This is a genomic window from Clostridium sp. D46t1_190503_E9 (assembly GCF_015555225.1).
Classification (GTDB): Bacteria; Bacillota; Clostridia; order Clostridiales; family Clostridiaceae; genus Clostridium.
Genome location: NZ_JADNKB010000001.1, coordinates 248,244 through 259,691, shown reverse-complemented (window position 1 = coordinate 259,691; position 11,448 = coordinate 248,244). Strand labels below are relative to the sequence as shown.

Sequence of the window (11,448 nt, the reverse complement as noted above, 5' to 3'; positions counted from 1 at the left end):
ATAAATTTAGAAATAAAGAGGAGGAACTATGTACAATATATATACATTAAAAAATGGTTTAAGAGTTGTAACAGAATATATAGATCACGTAAATTCAATAAGTGTTGGTGTTATGGTTCAAAATGGTTCAAGAAATGAGGATTTAGAGTTAAACGGTATATCACATTTTATAGAGCATATGTTTTTTAAAGGAACAGAAAAAAGAACTTCAAAGGAAATTGTTCAACAAATAGAAAATGTAGGGGGTCAAATAAATGCTTATACAAGCAAAGAAGCAACTTGTTATTATATAAAAGCTTTAAATACACATTTAGATTTATCAATAGAAATTTTAGCTGATATGATATTAAATTCTAAGTTTGATGATGAAGAAATAGAAAAAGAAAAAGGTGTAGTTATTGAGGAAATAAATATGAGTGAAGACACTCCAGAAGATGTTTTAGATAATGATTCATCAAAGGCTATTTTTGGAGATAATTCATTATCTTATCCTATACTTGGTACTATAGAAAATATAAAGTCATTTAATAGTAAAAAGATAAAGAAATTTGTTAAATCACATTATGCGCCTCATAATTCAGTAATTTCTGTATGTGGAAAATTTGATGAAAAAGAATTATTGAAAATGATAGAAGATAATTTCGGGTCTTGGGAAGGGGAAGGAGATTATAAGCCAGAATATAAAACCCCAATTTTACTTTCACAAAGTAAATATACAAATAAACCAATAGAACAACTTCATATAAATTTAGCATTTAAAGGATTGCCATATGCGCATGAAAAATCTTATTCTCTAGTACTTCTAAACAATGTGTTTGGAGGAGGAGCATCATCTATATTATTTCAAAATGTAAGAGAAGAGTTAGGACTTTGCTATACTATTTATTCATATGCTCAGCCATATTTAGGGACTGGAATAAATAATATATATACAGGAGTAAGTAAACAATCTGCAGATAAGGCACTAGATGTTATTAATAAGGAACTTAAAAAATTTGCTGAAAATGGAATTTCTAATGATGTATTAGAAATTAACAAGGAAAAAATAAAGGCAAGTTATATATTAGGTTTAGAAAGTACATCATCAAGAATGTTTTCAAATGCAAAGAGTATGCTACTACAAAATAAGATCAAAACACAAGAGGAAGTAATAAAAAGAATTAACAATATAAATGCTGATGACATAAATTATGTATTAGATACTTGCTTTAAACCAGGCATAATAAGTTCAGCGTATGTAGGTCAAGATATAGAATGGGAGAAATTAAATAATATAATAGAACCTAATATAAAAGCATATGATAATTCAAATAAAAATGGAATAAGAAGAATATAATTTTAATCTTAATATTAGGTACTAAATTATCTCTGATTAGCATAGGATTTACATAAGATAGTGTGGAGGTGAATCTTATGTTAAGAGGAGATAGAAAAAAAGGTGAGTATTATGAAGATGAGTCCAAAAGAGAATCTAAGTATAGACTTCTTAGTGATTTAGAAAGATATGAAATATTTAATACAGAAGAAGCAGAAAAATATGATACTCAGCAAGCTTTAGATTTTATAATTGATGAAAATGGAAATTTGCAATTTATAGTTGCTGCTGTTGCCGGAAGTAAATTAGGCCTATTCAGTAGTAGGGAATATGTAGAAATCCCTTGGAGCTATGTTACTAAAATTGGAGCAAATGTTATAGTTGTTTCAGCTGATAAGGAGAAAATAAAAAGGGCAAGAGCATAAATTTAGGGAGGTTATTACTTGAAAATAATTATACAAAAATTTGGAGGTACATCTGTATCTACTGAAGAGAGAAGAAATCAAGTAGTAGCTAAGGTTAAAAATGCAATAGATGAAGGATTTTCCCCTGTAGTAGTTGTATCTGCAATGGGAAGAAAAGGAGAACCTTATGCTACAGATACTTTATTATCTTTATTAGATAATAATTTCAAGAGGAATAACCTACAGGCAACTGATATGCTTATGTGCTGTGGAGAAATTATAAGCAGTGTAGTAATGAGCAATGTTTTAATAAATGAAGGTATCCAAGCAGTTCCACTTACTGGTGGTCAAGCAGGTATTATAACAAATGATAATTTTTCTGAAGCAGATTTACTTTATACAAAAACAGAAAATATTAAAAGTATTATAGAAAGCGGAAAAGTTCCAGTTGTTACTGGATTCCAGGGAATAACTGAAAAAGGATATTTAACAACCCTTGGAAGAGGGGGAAGTGATACATCAGCATGTATTATAGGTGAAGCTTTAAATGCAGAAGAAATAGAAATATATACAGATGTAGATGGTATAATGACTGCTGACCCAAGAATCGTTGATGATGCTTCGTTAATAGATACAATAACTTATAATGAGGTTTTTCAACTTGCAGATCAAGGAGCAAAGGTTATACATCCACGAGCTGTTGAGTGTGCAAGAAAAGCTAATATTCCAATTGTTATTAAGAATACTATGAGTAACTGTAAAGGTACTTTAGTTAATAGCTATGGAACAAGTAATCATGAAAGAACTATTTCAGGGATAACACATTTAAATAATAGAGCTCAAGTAACAGTAAGATTAAATGAAAATAAAGATAAAGTAAATTATAGATATTTATTAGAAATTTTAGCGAAAAATAATATCAGTCTAGATTTAATAAATATATTTCCAACTGAACAAATTTTCACTATAGATTCATGTAAAAAGGAAAAACTAGAAAGAGTTCTTAAGGAAGCAGATATAAAATATAACTTAATAGAAAATTGTAGCACTATAGCTATAGTTGGGATAGGAATGACTGGAGTACCTGGTATAATGGCGAAAATAATAAATACATTATCAAAAGGTTCAATAGAAATTCTTCAAACAGCTGATTCTAATATGACAATATGGTGCTTAATTAAATCTGAGTATGTTAAGAGAGCTCTCAATTTACTTCATAAAGCATTTAATTTAGGTGAATAAAATAAATCCTCTTGTACAAAATAATATTGTATAGGAGGATTTTATTATGAATAATTTTTTTAACTCATCAAAAGATGAAAATAAGGATATAGAGAATGAAGAAGAAAAGCTAAAAGAATCTAAGGAAAAAAGAGAAGAAATAAAAGAATTTGGAACTGATAATGGTGTTGCACAAGACGAAAGTATTCAAATACTACCTATAATAGGGCAAATAGAAGGACATCAAGTTTTACCAGCACAATCAAAGTCAACAAAGTATGAACATGTGATTCCTCAACTTATATCTATGGAACGAAACGATAATGTAAAAGGAGTATTAATAATACTAAATACAGTTGGTGGAGATGTAGAAGCTGGGTTAGCAATTGCGGAAATGATAAATTCCCTATCAAAGCCTACAGTTTCAATAGTTATAGGTGGTGGACATTCAATTGGGGTACCACTTGCAACTTCATCAAGTTATTCTTTTATAACACCATCAGCTACAATGATAGTTCATCCTATAAGAATGAATGGATTTGTTATAGGTGTAGCTCAAACATTTAATTACTTTCAAAAGATGCAAGAGCGCATAGATAATTTTATTGTAAGAACATCTAAAATAAATAAAGATGAATTAAAACAAATGATGCTAAAATCAGATGAGCTATTAAATGATATGGGAACTATTTTAATTGGAAAGCAAGCAGTAGAATGTGGCTTAATAGATGAAGAGGGTGGAATTAAAGACGCTTTAAGTAAATTGAAGGAGCTAATTGAAGAAAAAGAAAATCAAAAATAAGTTAAGGAATAATTATATAAATTTATGAAAAAGGAAATTTACTTTAGAATATATTATATTAATTTAAGCAGTTTAAATAATAGACAGTTATTTAAATTGCTTTTTTTTCATTAAAGTTTATAATAATATTATGTAAATAATTAACTTACAATAAGTGGGAAAATTGCGAGGTGATTGTGTGTCTAGAGTCAAAGCAAAAAATACTAATAGCAAAAAGGACACAAATAAAAAAAAGGATGTAAAAGAAAATGGAGATATTAAAGGAATAGTTTATATAGCAATAGGTATTTTATTAGCTATAGCAATTTACACAACTTGGGCAGGAGCATTATCTATTTTATCAAGGCAAGTAATATATAAACTAATAGGAGTAAGTGCTTTTGTACTTCCATTATATTTAATTTATTTTGGGTATCATAGTATAGTTTCGAAGGGAAGCATTAAAGTAACAAGAAGGTTTTTTGGTATTACTCTAATTATAGCATCAATAACATTAGGTTGTGCAACTGGTAGTATTCATGTATTGCAATCAAAAGAAGGATTTTATGAAACTTGGCAAGAAGTAGTTAGGGTTTATGGAGTACATGGAGGACTTGTAGGACATTTAATTTCTTATCCATTAGGGAAACTTATAGGTTATATAGGGTCATATATATTATATGTTGCATTTTGGGCAATAGGAACAATATTAATATTTGATATAACTTTATATGATATAATCATGTTCTTTAAAGAGGAAAGTCAAAAGATAAAACCAAAAAGAAAGGAAATAAAGACTAAAGTTAATGTAGAAAAAGAAATGGAAAAAGAAAAAACTCCATTAATAGATGCTGTTCCTAAGGTGAAAGAAAGAGAAAGAGAAGAGTTTATAAATGGAATAAATAATAAAATAAAAATTCTTGATTTTATGAAGAATTCTTCTTTAGATGAAGGAGCACTTGAAAGTTCAGTTGAAGAGTTAAAAGAAAATAAAAAAAATAATCCTTTTAATATAGAAGTCTTTGATGAAGAAAAGCAAGATGATACAGTAAATAAAGCAGTTAAAGAAGAAAAGATTAAGAAAAAAGAAAAATTAGATAACACAGTTAAGGATGTGGTAAGTAAAGAAATAGAAGAAAGTTTAACAGATGAAAAGAAGGAAGAGAAAATTTATAATCATCCATCTGTAGAGCTTTTAAATATAAATAGTAAGATGAAGCTTAAAAGTGAGGATAAGAAAGAGTTGATAGAAAATGCAGGTAAGCTAGAGGGGATTCTTAATGATTTTGGAGTAGATGCAAAGGTAGTTCAAGTAACTAAAGGACCTTCAGTAACTAGATTTGAAATTCAACCAAGTCCTGGGGTAAAAGTTTCAAAAATAGTAAATCTACAAGATGACATAGCTTTAGGACTTGCAGCTAGTGGTGTAAGAATGGAAGCTCCTATACCAGGAAAAGCAGCAATAGGCATAGAGGTTCCAAATAATAAGCAAACAGCAGTATTTCTAAGAGAAGTTTTAGACTCTAATGAATTTAGGACATCAGATAAAAAATTGGCTTTTGCATTAGGAAAAGATATAGCAGGAAAATGCGTAGTAGGAGATTTATCTACAATGCCTCATATGTTAATTGCAGGGGCAACTGGATCTGGTAAATCAGTATGTATTAATACGCTTATAGTCAGTTTGTTATATAAATATAGTCCAAATGAAGTTAAATTATTAATGGTTGATCCAAAAGTAGTAGAACTTAGTGTATATAATGGAATACCACATCTTTTAATCCCAGTAGTTACAGATCCTAAAAAGGCAGCAGCTGCACTAAACTGGGCAGTTAATGAAATGAATAAGAGATATAAATTATTTGCAGATTCATCAGTAAGAAATATAGAAAGCTATAATGCTCTTTATGAAAAGGGAATAATTGAAGAAAAGCTACCATATATAGTTATGATAGTAGATGAGCTTGCTGATTTAATGATGGCTTGCCCTAATGATGTAGAAGATTATATATGTAGATTAGCACAAATGGCTAGAGCAGCAGGAATGCATTTAATAATTGCAACTCAAAGACCTTCTGTAGATGTAATTACAGGTGTAATTAAAGCTAATATACCATCTAGAATTTCGTTTGCTGTTTCTTCTGGTATAGATTCTAGGACTATATTAGATTCAACAGGTGCTGAAAAATTACTTGGAAGAGGAGATATGTTATATTGTCCAATAGGGGAAAATAAACCTATTAGAGTTCAAGGAGCATTTATATCCGAAGAAGAAGTAGAAAAGGTTGTTAGCTTTATAAAAGATGAAGAATCAAATGTAGATTATGAAGAATCTATAATTGAACATATAGAAAATGGAGCAAAAGATACAAGTAATTTTGGAGATAATGAGAGTGGTGATGAACTTTTAGATGAAGCAATAAAAGTTGTTATAGAATACAATCAAGCATCTACATCATTCCTTCAAAGAAAGCTTAGAATAGGGTTTAATAGAGCTTCAAGAATAATGGATGAACTTGAAGAGCGTGGTATTATATCAGAGAAAGATGGAAGCAGGCCAAGACAAGTTTTAGTTTCAAAAGAAGAATTAAATATGGAAGATTAAAAAAACTTGTAAATATTATTTTTCTACATTAAAATAATATTTAGGCCAAATGAGCAATAATTTATAGAACATAGGAGGAAGTAGCTTTGGAAAAATATAAAGTTGGGATGGTAAGTTTAGGATGTGATAAGAATAGAGTTGACTCTGAACTTATACTTGGAACAATAAATAAATTTTATGAAATAACTAATGATCCTAAGGAAGCTGAAATAATAATCGTTAATACGTGTGGATTTATAGAAAGTGCAAAGCAAGAATCTATAGATACAATACTAGAAATGGCTGAATACAAGAATAAATATAAATGTAAGATGCTTATAGCCACAGGATGTTTAACTCAAAGGTATGGTGAAGAATTATTAGAACTTATGCCTGAAATTGACATACTTATGGGTGTTAACGACTATATGAAGTTACATAAGCTTATCTTAGATTTTATAAAAGGGGAAAGAAAGCTACTTGCAACAAATTATAGCGATGAAAATATAAATGAAGGAATAAGACTTTTAACTACTGATAAATATACTGCATATGTTAGAATTGCAGAAGGCTGTGATAATTACTGTACTTATTGCATAATACCTAAAATAAGGGGAAAATTTAGAAGTAGATCCAAAGAAGCAATATTAGAAGAAGTAAATCTTCTTGTAAAAAATGGAGTTAAGGAAATCATATTAATAGCTCAAGATTTAACATACTATGGAATGGATATATATAAAGAAAATAAACTTCATGAATTAGTTAGTGAAATTTCTAATGTTAATGGAGTTGAATGGATAAGGTTACTTTATTGTTATCCAGAAGAAATAACAGAAGAGTTAATTGAAGAAATGGCGACAAATCCAAAGATTGTAAAATATTTAGATTTACCAATACAACATATAAGCAATAATATTTTGAAGCGTATGGCAAGAAGAACAAATAAAGAAACAATAACTAATATAATTGATAAATTAAGAAAAAGAATTCCAGAAATAGCTCTTAGAACATCTCTTATAGTTGGTTTCCCTGGAGAAACAGAAGAAGATTTTAATGAGTTATGTGACTTTTTAAAGGACTATAAACTTGATAACGTTGGTGTTTTCAAATACTCAAAAGAAGAAGGAACTCCAGCAGCTAATATGGAAAATCAAATTGAAGAGGAAATAAAGGAAGAAAGACAAGAAAAACTAATGATGGTTCAAAAAAATGTAGTAGAAGAATTAAACAAATTGAAAATATCAAAAGTTTATGATACTATTATAGAAGGAAGAAAAGGTAAATATTTCATTGGAAGAAGTTCAGAAATGGCACCTGAAATTGATGGAAATATTTTGGTTAATACAACTCAAAAGCTTGAAAAAGGTGATATTGTAAAAGTCAAAATTAAGGAAGCATTAGAGTATGATTTAGTAGGAGAGATATACGATGAATTTAGCAAATAAGCTAACAATGCTAAGAATATTTTTAGTACCTTTATTTTTAATATTTATTGCTGTAAAAAATATTCCATATGGTACTTTCATAGCTACGTTTATATTTATAATTGCATCTTTAACAGATCAATTGGATGGATATATTGCAAGGAGTAGAAATCAAATAACTAATTTTGGAAAATTTATGGATCCTCTTGCAGATAAGCTTTTAGTTACAGCTGCATTAATATCATTAGTTGAGCTTCAGCTTATACCAGCATGGGCAACTGTGGTTATAATAGCAAGAGAATTTGCAGTTTCAGGACTTAGAACAATTGCAGCTGCTGAAGGAAAAGTAATTGCAGCAAGCACTTGGGGAAAAGTGAAAACTGTTACTCAAATAACAGCTATAATAGCTTTATTAATTCAAGTTAATGTAGGATCTTCAAAATATTTAACAACATTAGTTGTTGAAAGTGATATATTTAGAAATATTATTACATATGGTCCAAAGTTTTTATTATTACTAGCTGTTGTGATGACAATAGTATCTGGAATTGACTATTTTAGTAAAAATAAAAAAATAATAAATACTAATAAATAGTTTATTATAAAATAAATAGGATATAATTAAAAATAAAAGTTCCATCTTCCAAAGTTGGAACTTTTAATATGCAAGATATTAGTATGAAATTATATATTATATGTTGACTATAGTTAACATATAATATATAATTTATTTATAGAACAGATGTTCGTTTTAGAGAGGAAGGTGCTATATGGGAAATATAGATATGGATAAGTTAAAAGCTATAGAAAATGCAATGGGTCAAATTGAAAAGCAATTTGGTAAAGGATCCATAATGAAGCTAGGAGAAAATAGCGCATTAAACATTGAGACTATTTCAACTGGGTGTCTTGACTTAGATATAGCTTTAGGTGTAGGGGGATTACCTAAAGGAAGAATTATAGAAATATATGGACCGGAAAGTTCAGGTAAAACAACAGTAGCATTACATGTTGCTGCTGAAGCACAAAAGCTAGGAGGAGCAGTTGCATTTATAGATGCAGAACATGCTTTAGATCCAAGTTATGCTAGAAGATTAGGTGTTGATACAGAAAATCTTATAGTCTCTCAACCAGATACAGGAGAACAAGGTCTTGAAATCGCTGAGGCTTTAGTTCGTTCTGGAGCAATAGATGTTATAGTAGTTGACTCAGTTGCTGCATTAGTACCAAGAGCTGAAATAGAAGGTGAAATGGGAGATTCTCACGTTGGACTTCAAGCAAGACTTATGTCACAAGCTTTAAGAAAGCTAACAGGAACTATACAAAAAACAGGCTGTATAGCTATATTTATAAACCAATTAAGAGAAAAAGTTGGTGTTATGTTTGGAAATCCTGAAACTACAACAGGAGGAAGAGCGTTAAAATTCTATTCTTCAGTAAGACTTGATGTTAGAAGAATAGATTCAATAAAGCAAGGTGAAAATGTTGTAGGAAACAGAACAAGAGTTAAGGTAATTAAAAATAAGGTAGCACCTCCATTTAAACAAGCTGAATTTGATATAATGTATAATGAAGGTATATCAAGAACTGGTAATATAGTTGATGTAGGTGTTAAAGAAGGAATGGTTCAAAAGAGTGGAGCATGGTTCTCTTATGGAGATGTAAGATTAGGTCAAGGTAGAGAAAATGCAAAACAATACTTAAAGGAAAATCCAGAAATTGCTCTAGAAATAGAAAATAGAATAAGAGAGAAGTATGAATTACCTCTTATGAAGGAAGTTGCTATAGATAATAATGTGGAAGAAAAATAAAATTTGTAGTAACTAGAATATAATTAGCTAAATATGTTAATAATATAAGTCGATAATAATAATATTTTTATATTATTATTATCGACTTTCTTGTTTAATAGTAAGATAAAGCAACTTAAATTTACGTAACAATAAGGATGTAAACAATTAAATTTACTTTGTGAATTATACAACTAAACTTGACATAATTTTAATTTTAAGATAAAATAATAACAAATACTGGTTTTATCATATTTCAAATATCAGTTAGATTAAGTATGATACCTACTACATTTTCTGTTAAACATAAGTTTATATGAATGGAGGAGGTGTTGTTATGGATAATATTCTTACTTGGATAATAGTTAATATTATAGTATTAATCGTATTCGGTTTTTTACTTTATAAAGCTATACAAAGAGCTTCTAAAAGTAAGATAGAAGGCTTAGAAAAAGAAGCAGAAACTCTTTTGGAAAATGCTAAAAGAGAAGCTGAAGCTACTAAGAAGGAATCAATTTTAGAAGCAAAGGAAGAGGTTCATAGACTAAGAAATGATCTAGATAGGGATTCAAGAGAAAGAAGAAATGAAATTCAAAGACTTGAAAGAAGAATAATTCAAAGAGAAGAATCCCTAGACAAAAAAAGTGATCTTTTAGAAAAGAAAGAAGAAGCTCTAAATAAAAGATTACAAGAAATCGATGAAATGGAAGCAAATGTACAGGAACTGTACTCTAAGAGAAGAGAGGAGCTTGAAAGAATAGCAACTTTATCTAGTGATGAAGCTAGAGAAATCCTTTTAGAAGAAGTTAGAAGAGAAATAACTCATGAAACTGCTATAATGATCAAAGATATAGAAGCTAGAGCAAAGGAAGAAGCAGATAAAAAAGCTAGAGAAATTATAACAACTGCTATTCAAAGATGCGCAGCAGATCATGTATCAGAATCAACAGTACATGTTGTTGCCCTTCCTAATGATGAAATGAAGGGTAGGATTATAGGTAGAGAAGGTAGAAATATCAGAACTCTTGAAACATTAACAGGAGTAGATTTAATAATAGATGATACTCCAGAAGCAGTTATTTTATCAAGTTTCGACCCAGTTAGAAGAGAAATTGCTAAAATAGCTTTGGAAAAGTTAATTGTAGATGGTAGAATTCATCCAGCTAGAATCGAGGAAATGGTAGAAAGAGCTACCAAAGATGTAGAAAATGATATTAAAGAAGAAGGAGAACAAGCAACACTAGAAACTGGTGTTCATGGTGTTCATCCTGAAATAATCAAATTACTTGGTAGACTAAAGTATAGAACTAGTTATGGACAAAATGTGTTAAAGCATTCTATTGAAGTTTCATATTTAGCTGGTGTTATGGCTGCAGAATTAGGCTTAGATGTAAATCTAGCTAAAAGAGCAGGTTTATTACATGACATAGGTAAAGTAGCAACACAAGAAGAAGAAGGTCGTCATGCTGTAATAGGTGGAGATCTTGCTAAAAAATATGGAGAATCACAAGTTGTAGCAAATGCTATAGCTGCGCATCATGGAGATGTTGAAATGTTAACACTAGAAGCCGTTTTAGTTCAAGCAGCTGATGCAATATCAGCAGCAAGACCAGGTGCTAGAAGAGAAACTCTAGAAGCTTATATTAAGCGTTTAGAGAAACTTGAAGAAATTGCAAATTCTTACGAAGGTGTAGAAAAGTCATATGCAATTCAAGCTGGTAGAGAGATTAGAATTATGGTTAAACCAGATCAGTTAGATGACGCTGGATCTGTAGAATTAGCTAGAAACTTAGCTAAAAGTATAGAAGAACAATTAGAATATCCAGGTCAAATTAAAATTAATGTTATAAGAGAAACAAGAGCAGTAGATTATGCTAAATAATATAAAGTACATTTTGCAATGCAAAGTGTACTTTATTTTTTATGTTG

The 11,448-nt window shown here is 29.4% G+C and carries 9 protein-coding genes; all 9 read left to right on the top strand.

What is annotated here, in order from left to right; genetic code table 11:
• The first annotated feature begins 28 nt into the window (after positions 1–28).
• The 9 genes from I2E83_RS01110 to rny all read left to right on the top strand — a co-directional run bounded on the left by I2E83_RS01110 (position 29) and on the right by rny (position 11,401).
• Complete coding sequence (locus I2E83_RS01110; RefSeq protein WP_195428277.1) at positions 29–1,336, top strand: pitrilysin family protein; 1,308 nt, start codon at positions 29–31, stop codon at positions 1,334–1,336.
• Between the two features lie 77 nt (positions 1,337–1,413).
• Entirely contained in the window at positions 1,414–1,740 is a 327-nt protein-coding gene (locus I2E83_RS01105) for a YlmC/YmxH family sporulation protein (protein WP_195263594.1), read from the top strand.
• A gap of 18 nt (positions 1,741–1,758) precedes the next feature.
• Positions 1,759–2,961 carry an aspartate kinase gene (dapG, locus tag I2E83_RS01100; protein ID WP_195263593.1) on the top strand — a complete coding sequence of 401 codons (1,203 nt, stop codon included), beginning with the start codon at positions 1,759–1,761 and terminating at the stop codon, positions 2,959–2,961.
• A gap of 46 nt (positions 2,962–3,007) precedes the next feature.
• A complete protein-coding gene (locus I2E83_RS01095) occupies positions 3,008–3,742 on the top strand; it encodes an ATP-dependent Clp protease proteolytic subunit (RefSeq protein WP_195428275.1) in 735 nt (244 codons plus the stop codon).
• A gap of 178 nt (positions 3,743–3,920) precedes the next feature.
• Positions 3,921–6,326: a DNA translocase FtsK gene (locus I2E83_RS01090; protein WP_195428273.1), complete on the top strand. Its 2,406-nt coding sequence runs from the start codon at positions 3,921–3,923 to the stop codon at positions 6,324–6,326.
• An 86-nt stretch (positions 6,327–6,412) separates the two neighbouring features.
• Entirely contained in the window at positions 6,413–7,750 is a 1,338-nt protein-coding gene (rimO, locus tag I2E83_RS01085; RefSeq protein ID WP_195428271.1) for a 30S ribosomal protein S12 methylthiotransferase RimO, read from the top strand.
• Positions 7,734–8,324, top strand: a complete 591-nt coding sequence (pgsA, locus tag I2E83_RS01080) for a CDP-diacylglycerol--glycerol-3-phosphate 3-phosphatidyltransferase (RefSeq protein ID WP_195263589.1) — start codon at positions 7,734–7,736, stop codon at positions 8,322–8,324. The genes rimO and pgsA overlap by 17 nt, the downstream gene beginning before the upstream one ends.
• 175 nt (positions 8,325–8,499) lie before the next feature.
• Positions 8,500–9,540, top strand: coding sequence for a recombinase RecA (gene recA / locus I2E83_RS01075; RefSeq protein ID WP_195263588.1), 1,041 nt, complete (start codon positions 8,500–8,502; stop codon positions 9,538–9,540).
• A gap of 325 nt (positions 9,541–9,865) precedes the next feature.
• Positions 9,866–11,401, top strand: coding sequence for a ribonuclease Y (gene rny / locus I2E83_RS01070; protein WP_195428332.1), 1,536 nt, complete (start codon positions 9,866–9,868; stop codon positions 11,399–11,401).
• The last annotated feature ends 47 nt before the right edge of the window (positions 11,402–11,448 follow it).